The 22,109-nt window shown below is 45.8% G+C and carries 18 protein-coding genes and 2 pseudogenes; 13 read left to right on the top strand and 7 right to left on the bottom strand.

Annotated features, from left to right (window positions below):
- Window positions 1–533 precede the first annotated feature (533 nt).
- Together MSED_RS05165 and MSED_RS12460 are read left to right on the top strand one after the other, a co-directional pair.
- Window positions 534–1,367 carry a hypothetical protein gene (locus MSED_RS05165; protein WP_012020976.1) on the top strand — a complete coding sequence of 278 codons (834 nt, stop codon included), beginning with the start codon at window positions 534–536 and terminating at the stop codon, window positions 1,365–1,367.
- A 496-nt stretch (window positions 1,368–1,863) separates the two neighbouring features.
- Window positions 1,864–1,986: a hypothetical protein gene (locus MSED_RS12460; protein WP_256464112.1), complete on the top strand. Its 123-nt coding sequence runs from the start codon at window positions 1,864–1,866 to the stop codon at window positions 1,984–1,986.
- 111 nt (window positions 1,987–2,097) lie between these two features.
- Here MSED_RS12460 and MSED_RS05170 read toward each other — a convergent pair whose 3' ends face one another.
- The 4 genes from MSED_RS05170 to MSED_RS05185 all read right to left on the bottom strand — a co-directional run bounded on the left by MSED_RS05170 (window position 2,098) and on the right by MSED_RS05185 (window position 7,271).
- Window positions 2,098–3,315, bottom strand: a complete 1,218-nt coding sequence (locus MSED_RS05170) for a hypothetical protein (RefSeq protein WP_012020977.1) — start codon at window positions 3,313–3,315, stop codon at window positions 2,098–2,100.
- Window positions 3,287–5,086: an AAA family ATPase gene (locus MSED_RS05175; protein ID WP_012020978.1), complete on the bottom strand. Its 1,800-nt coding sequence runs from the start codon at window positions 5,084–5,086 to the stop codon at window positions 3,287–3,289. Before MSED_RS05175 ends, MSED_RS05170 begins: the two co-directional genes overlap by 29 nt.
- Before the next feature lie 346 nt (window positions 5,087–5,432).
- Complete coding sequence (locus MSED_RS05180) at window positions 5,433–6,458, bottom strand: DUF4097 family beta strand repeat-containing protein (RefSeq protein ID WP_012020979.1); 1,026 nt, start codon at window positions 6,456–6,458, stop codon at window positions 5,433–5,435.
- A gap of 282 nt (window positions 6,459–6,740) precedes the next feature.
- Complete coding sequence (locus MSED_RS05185) at window positions 6,741–7,271, bottom strand: hypothetical protein (protein ID WP_012020980.1); 531 nt, start codon at window positions 7,269–7,271, stop codon at window positions 6,741–6,743.
- Between the two features lie 161 nt (window positions 7,272–7,432).
- Between MSED_RS05185 and MSED_RS12300 the strand changes: the two are divergent.
- Window positions 7,433–7,555, top strand: a pseudogene (locus MSED_RS12300) (IS6 family transposase); the annotation flags it as partial.
- 3 nt (window positions 7,556–7,558) lie between these two features.
- On the opposite strand, the pseudogene MSED_RS11985 reads toward MSED_RS12300, so the two are convergent.
- A pseudogene (locus MSED_RS11985) lies at window positions 7,559–8,271 on the bottom strand (IS1/IS1595 family N-terminal zinc-binding domain-containing protein).
- A 502-nt stretch (window positions 8,272–8,773) separates the two neighbouring features.
- Between MSED_RS11985 and MSED_RS05205 the strand changes: the two are divergent.
- From MSED_RS05205 to MSED_RS05245, 8 genes are all read left to right on the top strand, one after another.
- A complete protein-coding gene (locus MSED_RS05205) occupies window positions 8,774–9,304 on the top strand; it encodes a protein kinase domain-containing protein (RefSeq protein ID WP_268765955.1) in 531 nt (176 codons plus the stop codon).
- A 192-nt stretch (window positions 9,305–9,496) separates the two neighbouring features.
- On the top strand, window positions 9,497–10,174 hold the full coding sequence (locus MSED_RS11820; RefSeq protein ID WP_012020981.1) for a hypothetical protein: 678 nt from the start codon (window positions 9,497–9,499) through the stop codon (window positions 10,172–10,174).
- 335 nt (window positions 10,175–10,509) lie between these two features.
- On the top strand, window positions 10,510–11,112 hold the full coding sequence (locus tag MSED_RS05220) for a class I SAM-dependent methyltransferase (protein ID WP_012020982.1): 603 nt from the start codon (window positions 10,510–10,512) through the stop codon (window positions 11,110–11,112).
- 625 nt (window positions 11,113–11,737) lie between these two features.
- Complete coding sequence (locus MSED_RS05225; RefSeq protein WP_012020983.1) at window positions 11,738–12,289, top strand: hypothetical protein; 552 nt, start codon at window positions 11,738–11,740, stop codon at window positions 12,287–12,289.
- A 312-nt stretch (window positions 12,290–12,601) separates the two neighbouring features.
- Window positions 12,602–13,336 carry a hypothetical protein gene (locus MSED_RS05230; protein WP_048060291.1) on the top strand — a complete coding sequence of 245 codons (735 nt, stop codon included), beginning with the start codon at window positions 12,602–12,604 and terminating at the stop codon, window positions 13,334–13,336.
- Between the two features lie 15 nt (window positions 13,337–13,351).
- Window positions 13,352–14,890: an ABC transporter ATP-binding protein gene (locus MSED_RS05235; protein ID WP_012020985.1), complete on the top strand. Its 1,539-nt coding sequence runs from the start codon at window positions 13,352–13,354 to the stop codon at window positions 14,888–14,890.
- Between the two features lie 2 nt (window positions 14,891–14,892).
- Window positions 14,893–15,852 (top strand): energy-coupling factor transporter transmembrane component T family protein, encoded by a 960-nt coding sequence (locus MSED_RS05240; protein WP_012020986.1) that lies wholly within the window; start codon window positions 14,893–14,895, stop codon window positions 15,850–15,852.
- Window positions 15,853–17,208 carry a phospholipase C gene (locus MSED_RS05245; protein ID WP_012020987.1) on the top strand — a complete coding sequence of 452 codons (1,356 nt, stop codon included), beginning with the start codon at window positions 15,853–15,855 and terminating at the stop codon, window positions 17,206–17,208.
- Window positions 17,209–17,351: 143 nt separating this feature from the next.
- Here the strand turns inward: MSED_RS05245 and MSED_RS05250 are convergent, their stop codons facing one another.
- Complete coding sequence (locus MSED_RS05250) at window positions 17,352–18,311, bottom strand: prenyltransferase (RefSeq protein ID WP_048060041.1); 960 nt, start codon at window positions 18,309–18,311, stop codon at window positions 17,352–17,354.
- Window positions 18,312–18,444: 133 nt separating this feature from the next.
- On the opposite strand from MSED_RS05250, the gene MSED_RS12465 reads away from it, so the two are divergent.
- Both MSED_RS12465 and MSED_RS05255 read left to right on the top strand, forming a co-directional pair.
- Complete coding sequence (locus tag MSED_RS12465; RefSeq protein ID WP_256464113.1) at window positions 18,445–18,576, top strand: hypothetical protein; 132 nt, start codon at window positions 18,445–18,447, stop codon at window positions 18,574–18,576.
- Between the two features lie 181 nt (window positions 18,577–18,757).
- Window positions 18,758–20,413 carry a thiamine pyrophosphate-binding protein gene (locus MSED_RS05255; RefSeq protein WP_012020989.1) on the top strand — a complete coding sequence of 552 codons (1,656 nt, stop codon included), beginning with the start codon at window positions 18,758–18,760 and terminating at the stop codon, window positions 20,411–20,413.
- Window positions 20,414–20,631: 218 nt separating this feature from the next.
- Here the strand turns inward: MSED_RS05255 and MSED_RS05260 are convergent, their stop codons facing one another.
- Window positions 20,632–21,807 carry an FAD-dependent oxidoreductase gene (locus tag MSED_RS05260; RefSeq protein WP_012020991.1) on the bottom strand — a complete coding sequence of 392 codons (1,176 nt, stop codon included), beginning with the start codon at window positions 21,805–21,807 and terminating at the stop codon, window positions 20,632–20,634.
- Between the last annotated feature and the right edge of the window lie 302 nt (window positions 21,808–22,109).

Here is a 22,109-nt window from a genome sequence, read left to right on the forward strand (position 1 = left end):
GCATGAACTGACACCTTTAACCTGTACACTTAGAAGCGACGTTATTCTCTAAATTGAAACTATTCGTAAAATTAGAACCAAGTAGTATACTACATACTAGATAGGTGGGACTTGATTACCTAACATTTATTACGAATGATTTTAACTGGGACAAGATCATTAATTCAGACACCCCTGAGATCATAATGAAATAGGAACTTGGTGCAAACCCTTAGTCGCCCCACCAAAGTTTCTCTTCTAAAACGCGAACTAGGACTGTCAAATCAAGTTTTACAGAGAGACGTAGAACTGTAAAATAGAATTTGACAGGTTCAGAGCCATTGCGCTAATTTCTCTCATGGACAAGGATCTTCTTGTCACAAAAGGCGAATTCTCCTTGAGAACGGAGAGTAAACAGAAAGTCCTTTAGTTCTAGACTAGAGAAAGATAGCTGAGGGACGGAATAGCTCAATAGCTGAAACGGGCCTCCTCGAAATCCAAAGGGAGTAGTTTCGACCACCTCCAAGATTTATTTATGTTAAGGAGAAGAGTAGATGGGAATGGCCACTGACATATCATCAATGGTGTCGGATCTAGTTCTGGAGTACGTGAGGGGCATCCTGGACAAGTCGAAGCAGGGGAGGAAGCTTTCGGAGCAGGATTACCAGGTCTTACTATCCTATCTCGTAAACAAGAGGATTGACGATCTATCCACGGAAATGAGGGAGGTAAAGGAAGATGTGAAGGGATTGAGGGACCATGTGGACAAGAAGTTTGATACCATGAGAGACTACGTGGACAAGAGGTTCGACACGCTCAGGGACCACGTGGATAGCAGGGTCGACGTCTTGAGGGACCACATGGACAAGAAGTTTGAGGAGTCGAGGCAGTTCACTGAGAGCAAATTTAAGGAATTGAGGGAGTACACGGACAAGACATTTGAGGAACTGAAGGGGAACATGGACCATAGATTTGAGGAGCTCAAGGGTTACGTGGATGTACAGTTCGTTAAGATGAAGGAGTATGTGGATGTACAGTTCAAGCAAATGGACAAAAGGTTCGAGGAATTCAAGGTTGACATGGGCCAGAAATTCGAAGAATTTAAGGCCGACACGGACAAGAAATTCGAAGAGTTCAAGGTTGACATGGGCCAGAAATTCGAAGAGTTCAAGAGCGATACTAGAAGGGAAATGGAGGGATTTAAGAGCGATATGATCAAGAAGTTCGAGGAATTCGAGGCTAGGACCGACAAGAAGATTGACGAGCTAAAGAAGGATATGGACATCAGGTTCACTCAAACCGACAAGAGGCTCGATGACCTGCGAAGCGATATGAACGCCAGATTTGACGAGTTAATAAGGATCCTGAGTAGTAAGAGGGGAGAGTAGGTCCTAGAGGGGATACAACTAGAACTCTCAAGGGGCCAAAGGTGTGATCCGAAGCGTGGTACGTCATTTTCGTCACTGAAATAGGGCCTCTCGTGAAACCTTGACTAAGGTCACCATTTTAAGGAGTACTTGCAATATTAATTCACCCTGGTACTGATAATTGATTCCGAGGTAAGTGTCCCGAAGTTCAAGGGAATTTCCATGACTCTCTCCTGTAAAAGTTTCTCTTTGTGGGCCAACGAGGAACGGATGGACATAGTACTTCACACCTTAAGTGTTCCTTCATAGTCCCTGAACATTACTGGTCCATAAGTAGGGTACCATTGGTAGGGTCTCGAGAGTTTAATCAAAGCATCTATCTTGAAATAAAGATATTGGGAGAGGGATCATCACGCATTTTACCTTGAGTTCATCTAAGCTTATCTGAACTTTTGTCCAATCTCTCGCGGAAAAAGTTTCGACGAGGTCCCCGAGTTTAACGTCGCTGTCATATCTCATGATATGGGTTAGAATAGGCGAAATAAACCTAGTATTCCCAGACGAAGAGAGCATGATGAGAGTTTTGAGGAGTGCAGGGATTAAACTTGAGGATGTGTCAATAGTCGAAAAGAGAGACTAATCTTTCCAAGTCAGTCTTTCTTTTTCTCGCTCCAACTTATTTCCCCAAGACTATCAATTGTAATAGTCTCTTAAGATAACTTCAGGTGTTAGAGAATATCCGCAAGTAATATCATAATAACTTGCTTAGGTAACTATTTGATGTAAATATCCTTGCTATTTTCTCCTCGTTAGTTTCGTCATCATCAGCAGGATTTAGGACCACTATATATAATTTTTTGGAATTTTTGAAATTAATATCCACGAATCCTTCCTCCTTGGCCTTCTCATTGATCTGGTACGTTGCTTTCTCCTCCGAATCCATGACCTCAACCTCCTTATCTAATCCTGGATAAATAAGTATCGCGGTAAGAGGATTGTATTCATAAGCATATGCCATGAGTTTAAATCTGCTAGAGGTAATATATCCAACCTTGCTAGAATATTTGCATTCGACTAGTACAGAATTTCCAGCTACCAATGAGAGATCAGGTCTACCTCTGAAAATCTCAGTATTATCTAAGTCATCAACGGAGTCCAGTTGCGAGAAATCTAGATCGCTATTAAGGATTAAGCTAAGTCTTCTGTTTCCTTTCTTGGCCACATATCTTCCGTTTTCCTTCGCTACATCGAATCCTTCCCTCTCTAGATATTTAACGAAAATGAAGAAAACGTAAAGCTCATACAATTTCCACAAAATCACTTTAAGCATTTTCTTATTCATAGACGGCGCCTTCTGAGTAGAAATGCCCAAGGAAAGTTCCTTTAGCTGAGATAATGTATAGTAGAGATTGAAAGTCTCCCTTAGCCACTCGGGATCGTAATCTGTCAAAGGTCTAAAATATTCTCCCTTAAAGTAGCTGAGACCTTTCCTTAGCCGATCCAGTCTAGTTTTCATCCTACCCTTCACGCGAAAGTATTTGATTTCCTCTCGAACATCCTTTATTTTATTGTAGTATTGTAAAGCTGTACTATATATACGCTTCAAGAGATAATTCATGATAGCGTACTCCGGCGCATCATACCCCTTTATGTAAGTATAGTACGCATAAATTCCCCTTGACATCACAGGAATGCTTCTAGGTAAATCAATAGCTCCCATAGGTTCGCGATCATAACTTATTACAAATTCCCTATAGGTTAGCCTGGCTTCGATGGCCTGCTCGAGGTAGGCCAAAGCTCTATCTACGATCCATGTGGTCATGGATGACAGAATAAAGTATTTAGTTATTTCATTAATTTCTATGTTCTCTAGGCCCTGGGTTAACAGTCTGTCTAGGTCTATATCTCCCCTGTAAGCTAGGTAATACTTACCCACTTTCTCAATTAGTTGTTTGTCCCTGATTAACATTCTTCTCACATTCTTCAAAGTATTTATTGTAGTTCTCCAAGTCCTTCAAGTTCACGGTTCCAAGCGTGCTTCTTAATATCTCACGAAATATATGTATATCTTTATTTTGAGTAGAATTATAAATATTTATTGCCTTCTTGAGGGACGCAGGCGATATATTAAATCCGGATCTGGTATCAAATCCCTCAAGTAAGTCACCTCTAGGTCTTGACGAGAATTTCTCTCTCAGACATTTTATAATGTCCTTTATCTCCTTATCTACTTGAAGATTTAGTTTCGATATATCCTCAATTCCCTTTGGGTACTCAAATTGAAAAACAAAGAACCTTCTAGTCAGTGCACTACCAATGTCGAAGAGATTCCTAAAGTCTATTAGGTTCATGGTGGCGATTATTCTTAGCCCAGTCAGTGGTTTATCTCCCAATCTCTCGTAATTCTCTAGGAATCTTCTAGCTTCCTCATCCACGTTATTCCCGTAACTCTTAATCTCATCAACTAGGGAAGATGGTAACTTCCAATTGCTAAGTTCGGTACTGGAAAATATTGTGAAAAATTCACCAAACGCCTTATCTATGTCAGCTCTATTTATCTCGTCTATTATTATCGCGAAGCTATTTGCGGAAGGAATTTCGGCCGCCCTATTATATGCTTTCACTAGCAATCCGCTCTTCCATATAACAGAACCTGCCTGAATGGTTTCACCACCTATAACATCTCTCCTAAACCATAGTGAATTTGCAGTCGTTATTGTATAGCAATTGTCTCCAGCGTAATAACGGGCGAGACGTGTAGCCAGTTCAGTTTTTCCGACACCTGGGGGGCCTACAAACAGTACATTTCCACCACGCATACTCTCCTTCAAGATTGAGCTAAACTGAGTTGTCTCTAGTCCAGTGCCTAGATAAAGGTCATTTAGGACTATGTCTCCAGTCTTAACGCAGCTGATTTGGGGTTTAAATTGAAGGTTTCCAGTTGTTAGGTTTTGGAGAGAGGATAACTTTCTCTCCTGAGATGCGCGGAGTTTTTGATAGATATCCCTATAGAAGAGTAGGGTATTCCTTATCTCGTCCTTTTTTGGTTTAATATATTCATTTAGTAAGTATTCCATTACTTCTTTTTTACGATAGCAATTATTGGCATTTAATGATATTTTCCCATCTGTTAACGGATCAAACGAAATTTCATCAAAAGACGCCCAATTTTCAAAAGGCTTGTCCCTAAGCTTTTTGTGAATATATAGGACTTTCATTCTAACGCGCATTTTCCATATTTTATCGAAACTAACCTCTTTCCAATACGTAAAATTTCTAAAAATATCATAGTTAATGTCCGTAATTATTCCAAAACCAAAGAATGATTTATTTAGATAAAATATTGCAAAAAGCGGGTCTACTATATTCCCGTCTTTAATTTGTTTTCGATAGGCATCGACTAAAGTTCCATATTCGAAATGTGTCTCCTCGTCCGGAGTACTCTTTGACTTGGAGCTAACTGTATCCCCCCACAGCATGTAACTTACTTCTGCTTCTAAAGAATATCTAAAAGAGTACATCCAATGTTCATAATTATCCTTGTTTCCAACAAAAACACATATTGGATTTGGTTCTTCTCTAGCAGAATTTTCCTTAATATCGGTTTGACTAATTATCTTTTTATCTATTAGACTTATTATTCTATCAATCGACTCATTTAGTTCTTTCTCATTGTTCGTAGTGAGATATGTATCCAGATATTCCAAGCCTTGTCTCAACTTAAACCAATCATCATACATAATTTTATTGTGAATCTAAGAAGATTTTAATTTTTGCTCTAAATGTACTTCTTTAAGAGGTATCGTATGATTAGGTCAAGTACTACTATCTCATTACTCCTCGGTTAAAATTAAGTTCAAGTATAATATATATTAATAACATGGTTACGAATAGATATGGTATAGAATATTTCAAAAATAACTGCAATTCCCAGGATACACTGAATAATAGTTGACAAACCCGTATAAAATCTATATAATGAGCAGATATGTAACTATATATCGAAATAAACTCAAAAAATTATTATTTGCTATATTAAAATCCATTTCTGATTAGCCTGGGATTGTGATAAAACAAAAATTAGAATTAGTTTATTTGAATGTCTGCGTTAGAAGTTTCAAGGGATACCTGTGTTGCTCCTCCGTTCATAGATCCTGTGAGTATTTGATCGTTGATATTTTGTACGTTTGTTAGTGGTAAGGTGTAAGAGATGGCACCGTTACTGGTCATGGCAGACACCTCTATGCTTGAGGATGTTGGAGTCGTGAAGTAGATATTACCATTGGAAGTAATAAGGGAAATAGATCCGCCGTCTAGAGTGGAGAACTGGGCTTGTATTGCCCCATTAGAGGCAGTCACACTCACAGAGGTTGGAGAGTTTAACTGAAGAATTACTCCACCATTTGATGTTTCCGCCTCAACACTAGTTGCAGAATTGGATATTATCTCGATGTTACCGTTACTGGTTATGGCCGTAATACTGGTTACGTAGTTGTTCGAGATGTAGATGTTAGCATTGGATTTCTCAATGACTATCTGCGTCACTGTTGGAGGAACAGTGATCGTGGTGTTCCCTACTTCGGAGGCGGAACCCTGAATTACGGCTTCGCTCCCACTATAGGAGGTAGATAATTGCACGTTTGAATTCACCTGGAATTGACCAGACACGATTGAGATAGATCCGCACACATCAAGGACTTCCACCGCGGTAATTGTGGAAGAGGTCGATGAGCCTGAACTACCGGAGCTGGAGGAGGTTGTACTTCCAGACGAGGATCCGCCTGTAGATGATGAGGACTGTGTGCCTTGTGTCGATGTACCAGTGGAAGTACTCTGTTGACCCCCCTGATTGGTAGATGTGCTTCCAGAGGATCCACCGTTACTTGACGTACTTGTAGATGGAGGAGATGTGGTTGTAGATGGAGGAGTAGATGAAGGTTGTTGAATGGAGTGAGATGCCGGGGAGAACAAGTATAATCCTGTTACTGCAACAACTCCAATTACAATTATGGCCGTGACAAGAACAATGGTCGAGGAAGCACCTATAGATCTTATCTTCCTTCTCCTAACTCCCAAAGATTTAATATTTAGAGTAGAAGTTCCTTTTTTCATTGGATAGTAATTGCATAATTGGTTAATATGTTTACCTTCATATTTGCTTCAATATCCTAAATGGATAGGTAAAAAGATAGAGATATCTTATGATATTGTGTTTTACTTGAATAGTCAATATATTCTCAGTATTATTAAATCATTTTTAGAGTTTTACGACAGATCAGACTTTCCATAATTACTTTGGCCAATCACTTGTATATGTTCTCCCATGCGAGAACACAGAAACTAGCATTACTAAATAAAGGGGAATACTTGTATTTTAATCAATAAAATTAAAAATTAATAAGTATAAGTTATGGTCACAGTTTCTGAAGCTCCATTTATTAGATTGTTATTACCAATCTCTATATTTATGTTGCCCGGTAATACTGGAAATACTACAGTCCCACTTGTACCTACGTTATATGTCTGGCTTGTTATTGTTTGTCCATTATTAGTGGATTCTACTATTGTAACAGTTGTTTTGCTTGTGGTTGAAGACAATACATTAACAGTTACGTAACCAGCATAATTTGAAGTGAATGAAATTGTGCTATATTGACCAGCAGGTTGATTTACAGAATAATCATTTGCAATTGTATTTGTATCTTGTAAGTTAACGATTGATTGCAGTTGTTGATTTTGGTTAGTGAGGCTATTTACCTCATTTTGCAGTGTTGTTATTTCATTTAAAAGCGCCGTTACATTTGAGTTGCTTGTGGTCACAGGGATTGAAGTATTAATTGTTCCCATACCGAAATAAAAGAACAAAGATACTATTGCTATAATTCCCAGAATAATTACAACTCCTACTATTGCTAATTTCTTCATATGAGCGTAAAGTGAGATGAAGCCACTATATAAAGCTTATTTATCGTCAATAATATGTATCCAGCAATATCGCTAAATTAGACAAAATAATATTTAAGGGTCAGGATGGGTCTATCACACGAGTAAACGTGAAGATTCCTCTTCCTGTCCTGACCCGTATTATGATTTACTTTCTTGAACTTAATAACCTTAAGTCCAGGTTCTGGTCGCTAGAGAAGTTGGAAGCCCTAGCAGGCTATTTCCTCGGGCTCTCGCCCGGGAGATTTAAGGTCCCTAGCACAGTGACATCATGAAGTTACAAATTTTGGGATTAGGTCGCGTTCCCACAGGAAGAGCCCCACCGAGTACCTCATCATCTCAAGGCTCCTATTCACAGCCTTCGTAGCTCTCTTAAACCTCACGAGCCTATCGCGAAGCAATAAGTGAAGGGACTCGTTGGGGTTCATAGGTGACACGACGGTGTGTTTCGGCAAGAGGAAGTATGCGTTGTTGTCACTTACCCAAGTCCCCTTTTAAGGTAGATATCTAAGTTCTTGAAAGGTCTCTCCCCTGTCGCCCACGGAGAAGGCAACGTACATGCTCTTGCTTGAGATCAGGAAAGTGAAGACCCACACGTAGAATGCCTTCGCGTTCCTCTTCACGTAAGTCCACATCTCATCAACTACACGCCCTCCCCCGCGACCTTCTTCGCGCCACACAGGTCGATGAGCTTCGCGTACCTCTTCCCACCGTACCTCTTGATCTACGTGAAGACCGTCCCAAGGGGCACCTGGAGTACCCTGGAGATCGCCCTCATGCCCATCCCAACCGCGTACATCTTGAGCGTCCTTTCCCTCACGCTCTTGTCATAACGATGCGTAGCTCCATCCACCAACTGTCTCCCGCAGTTCCTGCAATACTCCTGCTTCCCCCTAGACTTACCCTTCTTAACCACGTGGTTCCTACCGCAGGAAGGGCAAGATATCTCCCTGTAAACAGGTTTTCTCCCCCTTTTGCCAATAGTATTACCTTATTATACAAATATTCATACCTATCTGATGGCACTATGGTACCGTCTTACAAAAACTAATTATCGGATGGTGTTGATATAAGTTGGATGTCCCAACCTAAACCTGTTGATCGTTCGACTATGGTCCTAATTACACAAACGATAGTTATTGTGCTCATGATCATATCGACTGCCGTTCAACCCAGTCTACAGAATAATCAGAATTGGCTGGATATTCTTTATCTTCTGGTGGGGAGTACATTAACTCACGGAGGATCAAAAATCTCACGTGGTCAGTGAACATGAAGACTAGTGCCTGAAGGGAATAGTTTTAGTTTCTTTTCGTCATTACACCTTAGTTAAGGCTTAAATACTTACAATGAACAGAATATTATGTCTTATTATTCTTACTTTTCATTTGCTTTCATAAAATTTTGTATTCTTTCTTATATGCTCACATGGATATGCTACACATTACGTGAAAATAGTAATAAAATTGTAAATTCTGAGGGAGATCGCGAAGGCTTTGGCCTTCCTCCACTCACGCGGATACGTCCACCTAGACGTTAAGCCCCAAAACATTTTCCTAAGGAGTGATCCAGGTAGAACTGGGGAGGAGGTGTACAGGGGATTGCAGGGAAACCTTAAGCTTGGCGACCTAAGAACCACGGTGAGAGCAGGTGAGAGGGTAACCCAGGCCACCCCAGCCTATTGCCCTCCAGAGCAGGTTGAGGCTATCATCAAGGGTTCGGGGACTAGACCGGAGATGGACGTTTTTGCGCTGGGAATGACCGGGTATAGGTTACTCACCCTAAGGGACGACAACCCGGCCACGCCTTACCTGGACGAGGCCTTCAACCACATTCCACGCGACCCGGAAAAGGCCCTCGAGCTCGTGAGAAGGGCCAGAGAAAGCCTGGAGAGGTGGACCCCAGTCATGGAGGGTCCACGGGAGCTCAGGGACATCATTGTGAGGATGATCTCAACTCAACCCGAGAGGAGGCCTAAGGCCCACGAGGTCGCAATCGCCTTGAGGGAGAAGTAGAAAGTGATACCTCCAGTCACCTGTGGGGATGCGTGAAACTGATGGACCGACCCGCATCTCATGCTAAACGTGACGTCCAAGTGGCTCGACTTGTCACGTTCCCTTCGCGACTTCAACGGATCAACATAATATTTAAGCTTTATCCATGCTTGGATAAGGTTAATATTTGGAGGTTCCTCAAATTTCAAGGAAATGTCTCAACCAGGTCCAGATCGAAACCAGCCACCTAACTCCCCCTTTAGGAGTAAAAAGTGGCTTATCATCTTCGGCGTCATGGTGGTGGCTCTCGCGATAGCCTTACCAATAGTTTTAATGACCTCATCAACACATGTTCTATCTCCCACCACCTCATCAGTCGACGTCATATCAGCGTCATCTGTCCAAGGTATTTTCGGCGGTTCATGGAGAGTGGCCCTTAACAACACATGTGACCAGGTCATAGAGCGGATACCAGGCATCACCAATATTACCGCATATCAGAATGGAACTACTGTGACACTATCCTGTCCTCATCTGCTCCGACTGTTTCATCGGGAGGTCCTAGTGGGAAACGTTAATGGGACGAACGCGACCATAACAATCGAGGAGATGCAGATAATTGAAAGCGTGGGTAACGCGTCCAACGTAACAATACAGGGCATTGATATCCCAGGTATTTTCCATGTTCCCCAAGAGCCTCAGATGCCGACAGGGTTCATTCTTAAATTAACTAGATATGATGGATACACAATATTATATGTCACGAGAGTATATTCCAATAACACGAGTACGCTGGTTGAAGCAGTTAAGGGCAACGAGTTCATTAGAATAGAGGTGAGTGGAGTCAACGCATCTTTACAGCAGGCTGAAGAATTACTAAAGATTATCTAGGAAATCGAGCTCTCTTTTTCCTGTTTATTCCTTCAAGTGTCGGTGTCAGGGAACTGGAAGTAAGAACTTATTTACCTTGTTATCGAGGTAAGGTTTTCTAGAGTCGGTCGTGGGTCTCAGTTTTCTAGAAAGGCCTCTTGGAACTCTTGGCCTCCAGATCTGGTTTCTTGACTGTTGACGCCACCTCAAGGATACCTGGATCAGTTGATCTGATCTGCGACATTTCTCTACTCCAGAACTATTCCGTTGTGAGGATGGGGAAACACGGGATTCCCATCAGGAAGTATCCCCTATTCCCGCATCTATTTTTAGGGGAAGAAACTAGACATTAGGAGATGGACAAATCATACTTTGGAACGTATCATCACACCACATTTGAGGAATCCGAAAGAATGAGGGAAACGGCCAAGGAGATGTTTATGGAGGCATTTAAGAGGATACTTGATAGTAACGCGGACCTACAGATCATAGATGTAGGTTGCGGTTTAGGTTTCCTCACAATTCTCACCGCCTCTTATTTCCCTAGGGCCACAATAACCTGCGTGGACGTGTTTACCCAATCATCTCTGAGGGAAAACTCTAGGGATATCCTGGAAAACAATCTCAGGATCGCTCAAGTCCTCGATAGGGTGAAAATCGTTGAGGCAGACGTAACCGAGATTCTCCCCCCAGGGAAATTCGACCTTGCAGTATCCAATCTGGTGCTCCACAACCTAGGGAGAAAGAGATTCGTCGCTTACAGGAATATTCATGACGTGCTTAAACCTGGATCGTACTTCGTAAACGCCGACGGATTCATAAAGAAAAGCCTGTTCGTGGATCCCTTTCGCGATGACATGAAAAGGATTTCAGACATATTTCACGTTGATTTTGTGATAAAACCAGAAACTCAAGGTTTATTCTTCAAATACATCTTGGTTGCACTAAAATCTAAATGAAATGAATAAGTAACGTGAATGGTATTGACACCCCGTGGATGGCGAGAATGGTTGGTAGTCCTCGAGGCTCTTGGTTAACCTCTGGGCTACGCTTCCAGTTCCCTCCAAGCCCCTCATTAGACGGAAACCTGGAAGGCAGACCTTTACGTTCTCATGAACTCTCCACGTTGAACTCTGTCCGGCTGAGACAGAATTCTCAGGACGCAATTAGCAAGTCGCTCAGCTTTAGGTCTCTATTGTTGAGTCCCTAGGGCTTTCAGGACAAATAGGTGACTTCATTCCTGGTCTTGAGACTAGAAGACGTCATGGGGCCAGTTGTCGCTCGTCACTTACGGCCTTGAGAATTCTGGTTAGGAGAGGCTCCTCTCCCTCCATAGTCGTTGAAGAGATGCTAGCATGACGGCCTTCTGTTCAGTCCCTTGAATTCTAGGATTTGTGGACGGATTTGCCGACTACTTTTACGGAAAACTGGTTTTCTATCCTGACCACTTTCAGAACCATGCGTTAACTTTCTAGGTCTCAACGTGCCCCGCCTCCCCTCAACTAGCCTAATGTGGTAGGTTCGTTCACGCCACCATTTTCAGGTAACTCTCAGGTTTATTTATATTCGCGAGAATTGAGACATATGAGTGAGATTACCTCCCTCGTGACTGACATAGTCCTAGAGTACGTGAAGGGGATTGTCGAGAAGTCGAAGCAGGGGAAGAAGATCACGGAACAGGAATATCAAGTTCTCATCGCGTACCTTACTAACAAGAGGATAGATGACCTCCAGGCTCAACTGGATAGGAGAGTTGATAAGCTGGAGTCCGAGGTGAAGGGATTGAGGGATCTAGTAGAGAGGAAATTCGAGGAATCAAGGTCCTACACAGATAAGAAGACCGAGGAGATAAAGCAATACACCGACAGGAGGTTTGAGGAACTCAAGCAATACACCGACAAGAGATTCGATGAGATGAAGCAGTACACGGACTTAAGATTCGAAGAACTCAAGCAATATACCGATAAGAGATTCGAAGAACTTAAAGAGTACACCGACAAGAGGTTTGATGAGATGGAGAAGAGGTCTGAGTCAAGGTTCGATGAGCTAAACAGAAGAATTGACGACTTACGTAAGGACATGAACGCAAGGTTTGACCAATTGATAGCAATCCTTACCAAGAAGGAGAACGGATAGACTAAAAGTCGTAGATGAAGCCCTTCGACTTCTTCGGTTGGCTTCACCTATATGGTTCCTACTTTTCGGGGAGCCGTGCCATTAGGAGATGTGGATTGAAGTATACTCTTGTCCTTCCCCACGATTTATCCTCAAGTACTGAGATAGAGCCAGAAGTTGATTGGACCAACCAGGGACACGATACAAGGTGAACTTCTCATGACCGCCCCTATCGCTCCTCTATAGAACCAGTAATCTACATACAACTATATACTTTCTGAATTCTCTATACAATACTTGTATAAACTCTGTAACGATCAACTCATGATAAAAATGGGATTTAATGGAATTGAGGGAGCAATAAACGTTCCGGGAGAAATTCCCTGGGAGATAGTGGTACTTTACTTTCTAGGCGCTCTTCTTTTTGTTGTGTATTACGGGAGGAAGACAGGAGGTCTCAGGTCCTTCACCACGATCGACCTGGTTTACATAGGGATAGGTGGAGCTTTCTCGGTAGTGTGGGAGTTCTACATTGGTAGTTTCCTGGGAAGGTTCCTTCCAAGCACGCCGTTCGTGAGTGTAGGTTTCTGGGGTAGGCTTATCATTGTCTTCATCATAGCTGCCCTAGTCAGGAAGGTGGGTGCGGGGATGTTTACCTTGCTCGTGTATAACCTATTGGGCGACCTTTTCCATTACGGTTTCGGTGGAGAACCCATGTACTTCATTTACGAGTCGCTAACCTATGGACTTTTCGTGGACATAATGATCGCGGTAACTGGAGGCCACCTCTTTGGGATAGGGAAGGAACTAAGTAATGGAGCAGGCGAGGCTACGGCCACAAGGACCACCACGATTCTAGGTGTGATACAGGGCGCGATCCTTGGCTTAACGTGGGCGATTCCCGATCCAGTATTCTACAGCGCCTTCTTTAGCCCCTTCCTCTACGGTTCATACGTGAACTGGGCTCACATCCTCTTTAATCTAGGGGCCTTCATGCCTGGGGACATCGTCATGGGTATACTGGCCTCAATCCTGGCCGTGAGGATAGCGAGGGCAGTGGGTCAGTGAACTGGTGGTTCTAGCTTGTTTGTAAGGATAAGGGACCTTAAGGTAACTTATCTGGGAAGAGGAAGGCCCTCCCTTCAGGTGGACAGCCTGGATATCAAGGAGGGGGAGTCGGTCCTAGTACTCGGCAAGTCCGGTTCAGGGAAGTCTACCCTGGTGAGCTCCTTGAATGGTGTGATCCCCAACCTAATCTCGGCCAAGGTTGAGGGAGAGATCACGGTTTTCGGGAGGGACCCCAGGAAGACACCTGTTCACGAAATGGCCAAGCTAGTGGGAACCCTCCTGCAGGACCCTGAGGCTCAGGTTTTCCATCACCTGGTTCGAGACGAGATCGCCTTCGGACCGGAGAACTTTGCCCTTCCTAGAGAGGAGATCCTGTCACGGGTTGAGGAGTCCGCAAGGGTCACAGGGGTCTCCCACCTCATGATGAGGGAGACATCCTCACTGTCCGGGGGTGAACTTCAGAGGACTGTGCTTGCCTCCGTCTTAGCCTTGAGGCCTAGGGCGCTCATCCTTGATGAGCCCACGTCCAGCATTGACCCCCAAGGGACAGCGGAGATCCTGGGTCTCCTGAGGTCGCTAAGGAACTCCGGCGTGAGCATGATAATTGTGGAGCATAAGGTTGAGAGGGTTCTGCCTTACGTGGATAGGGTTATCCTAGTGGATGGAGGAAGGGTTGCCCTGAACGTCGAGAAGGCCAGATTAATGGAGCACGTCGACCTGTTAACCAGGGCAGGGGTTGAGGTACCCGAGTATTACCTTCATATGAAAAGGTACGGCGTAACTCGGGATTCCCTCTCGACGTATAGGCGAAGTCCGATCCCCAGGGTGAGGGGTGGGAGCATCTCACTCTTCGCGAGGGTTAAGGTTTGGACTAAGGAAGGAAAGGTCCTAGTCGACACCGAGATTCAACTGAGGAAGGGCGAGATAGTTGCCCTCATGGGAAGGAATGGGGCAGGGAAGACGACTCTCCTGAAGGCGATCATGGGCCTTCTGGACACCAAGTTGAGGAGCGAGGTTCACCTGGTCGTGAGTGGGAAGGACATCTCCAGGTCTAGGTATTACGAGAGGGGAAGTTACGTCGCATATTTACCTCAAAACTTCGACGTAATGTTTGTCAGGAGAACTGTGGAGGACGAGATTAAGGCCTCCTCCAACGATCCAGAGCAATACCTCAAGTTATTCTCGTTGAACCAAGTAAGGAAAGAGGATCCCTTAACCCTATCCTTTGGTCAGAGGAGGAGAGTAGCCATGGCCTCTATCCTCGGAAGGGGGCAGAGGGTGGTCCTGATGGATGAGCCCACGAGTGGACAGGATTGGTATCATAGGGAGAACCTGGGGAAAGAGTTGAGGGAACTGGGGAAGAGGGGAATATCAACGCTCGTGGTCACACACGATTCAAGGTTCGTAGACAAGTTCTGCGATAGGGTGATCGTGATGGACCAGGGAAGAATCGTGACTGAGGGAACGCCAGAGGAGGTGTTCAGAGTGGGGATCGTGACTCCGCCCACTGAGTACCTGGTTGAAGCTGGAACCTGGAATCCGCTGGAGGGATAAAGATGAGTCTCATCACGACCCTTATTAGCTGGTTCCTATTCTTTTATGGAGTGGGGTTTCCGGTGCTCCTCATAGTCTCCGTGGTCAGGCTCAAGGGTTTCATGGAGATAACCAGATACGAGAGTGGGACAGGTTTCATGTACAGGGTAAACCCGGTCACTAAGGTTCTCCTAGGTCTGGCGGTTATGGGGGTTGCGTCGACCACGGTGTGGTGGATAGGTGCACTCCTCACCCTCGCTATCTCCCTGGTTTACCTTACCCTGAGGGACGGGGTTAGAAAGCTCGTGTACCTCTCTGTGGTCCTAGTGAGTAGCCTTATCTCATCTATGTGGAGCGTTGCACCCTACGTTACTCCATCTATCCTGGAGTTGGCCTTCCCGCACCAGAACCTGGTCACGGTGTGGACATGGCCCTCCTATTTCGAGGTTATGGGGTATCAACCCAACCTTACCCTTCAGGCCTTGATGTATGGCCTGCAGATTGGGTTTAGGGTTACCGCAGTTCTCGCCTCTGCCCTGATCCTGGTGTTGACCACAACAACGTCAGACATTTTCAGGATGTTCACGAAGTTGAGGGCACCCCTCTCCTTAACCTTCTCTCTCCTCGTGGGAGTGAGGACTGTTCCAAGGATATTTGAGCTCCTAGACTCCTCCGTGAAGATGCAGTTTATTAGGGGACTAGGTAGGGGGAAACCTAGGATTGTGTACCCCTTCCTTCTCCTCTATTCTGCGATCCTCGCCTTGGTACCAACCATGGTTTACCTCCTGAGGGGAGCCAAAACCATGGCCATCTCTGCGGACACGCGCGGATTTAGGGCCTCGCCAAGGAGGACGGAGATCGTGGAGCTTGGGTTCAGGAAGGAGGACTACGTGATATTTGGTGTAGTGGTGGGGCTCATCCTGTTGGCCATCGTCGCAAACCTGTTGGGCTTCGGTAGATCTGTACCCTACTTAGGTGTCTAGATGAGGTTGGTCTCGGTAGCTTTGTTCCTAGTACTCCTTCCATCACTTCACGTGGTATCTAACGTGACGACCCAGACGGGCACGGCGACCCCTATCAAGCACGTGATCATCGTGATAGATGAAAATCATTCCTTCGATAACCTCTTCGGGGTTTACCCCTTTGGGGTTCCTCCCATAGTGAATAACGTGACCTGTTCAGTGATGAGGCCAGTCAACCTAGTAGATGGTCCAGGGAAATTAATGCAGATAGACGTTCCCTGGATACCTGGAATACCCCTGTACACTCATCCCTTCTACATTAACTCCTCAACTCCACCAGACCCGATCGAGGGGTATACCACATACCACGAAGATTACTGGTACGCCACACAGGATGGGTTCCCCCTCTTCTCGGGACCGCAATCCATGGGGTACTTCTCCTACGAACAGGTTGGGGTCCTTTGGGATTACGCGGAGGAATACGTCCTCTTTGACAACTACTACTCCCCTGTCCTTGACGTGACTGAACCCAATAGGATTGCCTACCTAGTGGGTTTCCCTCCATCATTTCACAACGACGAGGCATCAGGAATTTACTCCTTCAATGAGACCATCATGTACCAGTTAACTGCGCACAATATCTCGTGGGGGTATTTCGTATACGACTTGGAGGGAATACCGTGGCCGATCTCCACCCTCAAGGGTGTGTCAGGAAATTTTTACAACCTTAGTGTGTTCTATCAAGACCTTCAGGACGGGAATCTGCCCAGCGTGTCCTGGGTCATGTTCCTTGGCGGGGAGACGGGAAAATACGACATGCATCCTCCCGACAACGTGACCGTTGGTGCAATTGCCTTCTCACAGGTGGTGAATGCGGTCATGAGGAGTAGGTACTGGAACTCGACGGCGATCTTCTTTACCTTTGATGAGGGTGGCGGTTATTATGATCAGGTAACTCCTCCCTTCGTGAACGGGACGTCACTGGGCCAGAGGATTCCGTTACTCGTGATATCGCCTTACGCAAAGGAGGCCTATGTGGACAACTACACGGTGTCAGGTTACACATTGTTAGCCTTCGTGGATTATAACTGGAAACTTCCTTGGCTGACTCCCTGGGTTCAGAACAGTGACCTTCAGGGTCTTCTTAACGCGTTCGACTTCTCCGCGATTAGGTCACCCATCATTCTAACCCCAAGTAACTGGACCTACCCTGTTCCCCTACAGTACCCGGTGAAGTACGGGTACGTGGCTACCGTGAACCACCAAGTGGATCCCTCGCTATACTCCTTCTCCTTTCCCGTGTACATCTTTGTGATTTTATTCGTGTTAGTCGCAGTGGTCATGGTGAAGAGGAGACGGTCTCGTAAGGTGTCTTAATTCGTGGAGAGGGAAGAGGTGCATCTCGAGTCTCGAAGAGCTCTGGGTTATGTTGTCGATACTCGGTGAGGTCGAATCGGTCAGGCGAGATGAAACAATAGATAAACAAGCGTGATTCATTTCATGAAGACAAGGCTCGAGTCTCAAACCCAGTTTCCAATCAGTGTAGAGAGAACGTAAAGAGTCCCAAACAACATGAAAATCTGGGAGGTTTCCGCTGGAGAATCGGGCGGGAGTTCCCTAGAAATCTTAAGCGATCTTTTAGCCACGACGAGGCTGGTAAGAACTGATATCAGGCTAGTTGGGGGAAGTAACCTCGCCATCACAAGCATTACAATAATGACATAAGGAGATAACATGGAGAACAGGTACAATCTCCTCGAAAAATTAGGGAAAAGAATTGCAAGCGTCTTTCCTCCCTTTCTTTTATCGCTCTCAACATCCCTTAGGTTATTTACCAAGAGAACGCCGGCAATTGGAAGAGCCAGTGGGACTCCATCCAATACTCCGGCACTTGAGATCATCCCCGTGGAAACGTAATAGCTTCCAAGCACGATCAGGTCATATGTTATAAAGACCAGAACCTCCCCAAGCGCCCTATGCTTCAGATTGAAGGGGGGCCCATTATACATGTATAACAGGAGAACACCCAATAGGCCCAAGGGTAAGGCTAAGGGCCTATAAAGGGTGAGGTAAATGGCTAAGGACAACCCCATCACCCCCAACGCTATACCCAGGATTAAGGTTCCCCTCTCGCTCATGACCCCATGAATTATTGGGTGAAGCCTGTAACCCGTGTTCTCCCTTGTATCTATCTCCTGAACGTAGTCGAAGTAATCGTTGAGTACGTTCACTGAAGCGTTGAGCAGGACAGTTCCGAGGAGCACTGCGACGTAGAAAAGTGGATTAAACGTTCGAAACATGTAATATCCCAAGGAGAAACCAAAGGAAGTACAGATGGCGGGCATAACGAAGGACCAAGGTCTGCTTACCATGAAGATCTTTTTAGAACTTGTTATGAACCCTCTCATGGACACTTCAAAGGCCATGGTCAAGGAAGGGCCGTCATTCCTGGACCTATTCAACTCAACTGTTGATACCATATTAAAATTTTATCATATTAAAATTTATAGTAATTTTATGATAGACATCGCCAAAATTTTTAACCTTGTTTAGTGCTTTGATCGTAAGGTCGAGATTTTCAATGATTATAATACGGAGCGGATCATAGGTTACGTGACGCAGGCCGGTCTCCTTCAACTGGAGGAGATCTATGGGAAGGATGCCGTTGAACAACTGAGAATCAAGAGTGTGGAGGAACTGGTGAAGGTGTCCCTCAGAGTACACAGGGAGGATCCCGGTTCATGAAGAGGGCAGTGGAGGAGAGGTACAGGGGAATTAAGGAGTGGCATGAGAAGAACAGGATCTTGATTGAGTAATACTTTTTCCTGCGACGTTCCCAAGAGCACTACTTGGACCCCTGTCTTTAACTGGGGAGTTAAAACCGCGAAGCAAGCAAGGTTTTAATCTGGGCCTCCTCCCTTTTCCCATGAAGGGTTCAACTCTTCTTCTAGAACTACTGAAGGATTACGACGTGGATAGGGTTTTTGGACTTCCTGGAGAGACATCTATCCCATACTACCCCGAATTCGCAGAGCTTCAGGTGATAACTAGGGATGAGAGGAACGCCGTCTACATGGCTGACGCCTATGCCAGGGTTAGTTTCAAGCCGGGAGTGGTTGAGGGACCGAGCGTTGGCTCGCCCTACATGTTACCAGGTGTGATAGAGGCATACAAGTCCTCCTCTCCCGTGATAGTCATCACCACGGATACTGACCTCTACGGAGAGAGGATGAACATGTTGACTTCCCTGGATCAGACAGCCCTCTTCAAACCCTACACCAAGGAGTCCATCACCGTGACGAAGGCAGACGACCTGTCCCACGCCGTGAGGAGGGCCTTCAGGTTAGCAACCGGAGGGAGACCTGGACCAGTTCACCTAAGGATACCCCATCATGTACTCGAGGAGGAGGGATCCATCTACCTCCCACCGCAGAGGGAGTTCTCCAGGTATCCAGCTCAAAGGCCCGTCGCAGACCGGGATGCGGTGAGGCTCGCGGTCTCAGCCCTCCTGGACAGTTCCAACCCGGTCATTATCTGCGGTCAAGGAGCACTGTACTCCAGGGCGTGGGATGAGGTCGTGGAGTTGGCTGAGCTCATGGGAATTCCAGTGGGTACCACCATCACGGGGAAGGGATGCATCTCGGAGCTTCACCCCCTCTCCATAGGGGTAGTGGGAGGAAGAGGAGGGACTAGCTTTTCAAATTCCTTTCTGGAGGAGGCCGATCTAATCTTCCTTGTGGGATCAAACACGGACTCAGCCAACACAGATAGGTGGAGATATCCTCCCAGGACGAAGACCGTGATCCATCTAGATGTGAGTGAGGCTGAAGTGGGGAACAACTACAACTCCATAAACCTGATAGGGGACGCTAAGGCAACGCTTAGGGAGATAATCAGGGAGGTAAGATCCCGGGGAGTGAAGAGAAGGGAAGTGAAAGTGAATAGGGACGAGTTTGAGGCCAGGGTGAGGGAGATTGCCTCCATGTCCGGGGAAAGGGTCAACCCGGTCAGGTTTGTGAAGGAGTTGGAGAGGAGGGTTAGGGATCAGGTAATAGTAGCAGACCCTGGGGTAGGTGCAATTTACGTCTCCGCCCTTTTCAGAACTGGGAAGGCTGGAAGAAACTTCGTGTTCAACTACGGCCTTGGGGGACTGGGTTACGCGATACCTGCCTCAGTTGGGGCCCAACTGGGATCTGGTAGACAGGTTCTTGCCATGACCGGGGATGGTAGCTTTGGGTTCTCTGCGGGAGAGCTGGAGACAATTGCTAGGTTGAAAAGTGACGTGGTCTTGTTTGTGTTCAATAACTCCAGTTTCGGCTGGATAAGGGCAGAAATGAGGATTCAGGGTAGGGATGTGAGGGGGACCGACTTCTCGTCGCTGGATTACGTTAAGATAGCTGAGGGATTCGGGCTCAGGGGTTACAGGATCTCCACGGACCAAGAGATAGGCGATGTGTTGGACGAGGCCATGGAGAGCACTCCCAGTCTGGTTGAGGTAGTCGTGGATCCTGAGGATAAGTTCTACCCACCTGTGGCACACTGGGCTAGGGCACTACTCCACGACGTGAAACATGTATATTGAGAGGATGAAGTAACGAGTGGTGACATAATCTACGCCTGTTTCCCGCGATCGTGGAGTCATGATAGTCTTTCCAAGATTCATCGAGAAGTTCTTTTTCCATTTCCTCCTTCTCTCACGAGTTGTGTCGTTCAACTTCTTTCGTCTAGATCTCTCGACGTCGGAGGGATAACTGAGAAGTAGAAAGAGTGACCAATTCCTTCGACTAAAAAAGAATCCCTTCACGATTTAGGGGAATATCCGAAGAGCCTCTCAAGGTATGCCTGCTCCCATCTGTCCTTCTGTAGTGTATATTCTCTCTTGAGCTGAGGATCCTTCGCAGGCTTTGGCGGTTGGGTTGTTAAGTCTAGTTGGAACTGGAGGCTCTGGGTCTCAAGTCTTCCCTCGAGATTACCCATATAGGCCCAGCCCACAAACGCATACTGAACGGGAACTTTCTCCGTTACACCCTCCATCTCCAGAATCTTGTTGGAGGCGAAGAGGGCGCTCTCGAAGGCGATCTCCTGGTTCTTAGGGAAGGGTAACTTCGCTGCATCTCCCACTGCCAGGACGTCATCATACTTCGGATGTCTCAAGTCCTGCGGTGACCTAACCTCGACGAACGGCGTTCCTAGTCCAGCCTCCTCCACGAACCTGGGAGCCCTGTTGGGCTCCAGGAGGGCAAGTATGGTATATCCATATCTCTCGCCAGACTTCGTGATCACCTCTTTCTCATTCACCTCAACTATCTCCTGGTTAGTCACAAGCTCTATCCCGGCCTTTTCGTAGACCTGCTTCACAACGTCGGCGATGAAAGGCGGTTGTGTCTTATCGTTTGCGTCCACATGTATTATCCTGAACTTCTCCCTCACTCCCCTGTGCTTTAGCACTGTGTGAGCCAGGAGGGCCGTCTCCGTCGGAGCAGGGGCACATCTGTAGGGAGCCTTTGGGGCATAAATCAGGACTGTCCCCTCGTTCTCGCTCCATAGCCTTTGCCTCAACACGTTTACCCTTCCAGGGTCGTAGACCGTGGTGTTCCTCCACCAGTTCCTATCAAGCCCTGTGATCGAGGAGCCGTCATATACGACGCCAGGGGCAAGCACTAGATAGTCGTACTGGATTTCCCTGCTTGTCAGTCCAAACCCTGATTCAGACAGGGTTATCTTCCTATTGTCGGGATCAACCCTTATCACGTTCCCCGCGACCACCTTAATACCCTTCTCTCCCACCTTTTCGTATCCCCTCAGCATTCTTCCGTACTCTTGCTCGCCTGTAAGGAGCAATGGTCTCGAGGGCCCTGTCACGTAGAAGTTATCCTTATTGATCACGGTTATCTCTGCATTTAACTTACCTGCGAGAGTTGTGGCTACTCCCATTCCTCCTATTCCGCCACCAACTATTACAATTCTCTTGGCCATATGTGAGGATCTCGTTAACGGTATTTAGGACTACTTTTAATGAAATAAAGTAGAAAAACTTTTATTCCATGAAGGCTATATTATCTGTATATTTTTCTAAAAACGTTAGAATCTTTCAGAGATTTCCTTTGTTAACTAATTATGACTCTGAAACTAAGCTAGGTCTAGGGTTACACGAGATTTGAACGCGGTGGTGAGGAGTGCGGGAGGATTAGTGAACCATTCGTTAGGTAGATGGAGCTCCCAGTAGGTCTCCATTTCATGGGATCCGAACATCTCCACTACTTACCGGAAAACTTGCT

Source organism: Metallosphaera sedula DSM 5348 (assembly GCF_000016605.1).
Classification (GTDB): Archaea; Thermoproteota; Thermoprotei_A; order Sulfolobales; family Sulfolobaceae; genus Metallosphaera; species Metallosphaera sedula.

Excerpts from the sequence above, each read along its gene's own strand:
- MSED_RS11820 (WP_012020981.1), top strand. The coding sequence starts at position 9,497 with ATGTCTCAACCAGGTCCAGATCGAAACCAGCCACCTAACTCCCCCTTT.
- MSED_RS05245 (WP_012020987.1), top strand. The coding sequence starts at position 15,853 with ATGAGGTTGGTCTCGGTAGCTTTGTTCCTAGTACTCCTTCCATCACTT.
- MSED_RS05255 (WP_012020989.1), top strand. The coding sequence starts at position 18,758 with ATGAAGGGTTCAACTCTTCTTCTAGAACTACTGAAGGATTACGACGTG.
- MSED_RS05180 (WP_012020979.1), bottom strand. The coding sequence starts at position 6,458 with ATGAAAAAAGGAACTTCTACTCTAAATATTAAATCTTTGGGAGTTAGG.
- MSED_RS12460 (WP_256464112.1), top strand. The coding sequence starts at position 1,864 with ATGATATGGGTTAGAATAGGCGAAATAAACCTAGTATTCCCAGACGAA.
- MSED_RS05170 (WP_012020977.1), bottom strand. The coding sequence starts at position 3,315 with ATGTTAATCAGGGACAAACAACTAATTGAGAAAGTGGGTAAGTATTAC.
- MSED_RS05220 (WP_012020982.1), top strand. The coding sequence starts at position 10,510 with ATGGACAAATCATACTTTGGAACGTATCATCACACCACATTTGAGGAA.
- MSED_RS05260 (WP_012020991.1), bottom strand. The coding sequence starts at position 21,807 with ATGGCCAAGAGAATTGTAATAGTTGGTGGCGGAATAGGAGGAATGGGA.
- MSED_RS05240 (WP_012020986.1), top strand. The coding sequence starts at position 14,893 with ATGAGTCTCATCACGACCCTTATTAGCTGGTTCCTATTCTTTTATGGA.
- MSED_RS05165 (WP_012020976.1), top strand. The coding sequence starts at position 534 with ATGGGAATGGCCACTGACATATCATCAATGGTGTCGGATCTAGTTCTG.
- MSED_RS05185 (WP_012020980.1), bottom strand. The coding sequence starts at position 7,271 with ATGAAGAAATTAGCAATAGTAGGAGTTGTAATTATTCTGGGAATTATA.
- MSED_RS05225 (WP_012020983.1), top strand. The coding sequence starts at position 11,738 with ATGAGTGAGATTACCTCCCTCGTGACTGACATAGTCCTAGAGTACGTG.
- MSED_RS05230 (WP_048060291.1), top strand. The coding sequence starts at position 12,602 with ATGGGATTTAATGGAATTGAGGGAGCAATAAACGTTCCGGGAGAAATT.
- MSED_RS05250 (WP_048060041.1), bottom strand. The coding sequence starts at position 18,311 with ATGGTATCAACAGTTGAGTTGAATAGGTCCAGGAATGACGGCCCTTCC.
- MSED_RS05175 (WP_012020978.1), bottom strand. The coding sequence starts at position 5,086 with ATGTATGATGATTGGTTTAAGTTGAGACAAGGCTTGGAATATCTGGAT.